A 291-nucleotide genomic window follows, 5' to 3' on the forward strand; every position below is an offset into this window, starting at 1 on the left:
CAACCCATAATCCGCGATTTACTCTCGCTGTGCTGACCATGTCTTTATCCAGCCATTCATCCAGTATTAATGCAAAGTCTCTTACTTCCAGCTCTTTTAATGGGTGGTTTCCCAGGCGGGAAACCAGGAATGCAGCCATTCGCGCTTTTTCTTTGTGGGTTGTAGCTGCAATATCTCCATTTTTCAGTCGTGTGTCCTGTATTTTCAGATATCGATCAACCCATGCCTTTAATCTGATACCCCGACGTTTTGTTGCTGACGGACTTTCATCAATTTTGCGCATGAAATATT

The 291-nt window shown here is 43.6% G+C and carries 1 pseudogene; it reads right to left on the reverse strand.

The features are described 5' to 3' along the window. Positions 1–291, reverse strand: a pseudogene (locus HEN33_RS25805) (integrase); the annotation flags it as partial.

Origin of the sequence: Escherichia sp. 94.0001, assembly GCF_013369155.2 — a bacterium.
Classification (GTDB): Bacteria; Pseudomonadota; Gammaproteobacteria; order Enterobacterales; family Enterobacteriaceae; genus Escherichia; species Escherichia coli_F.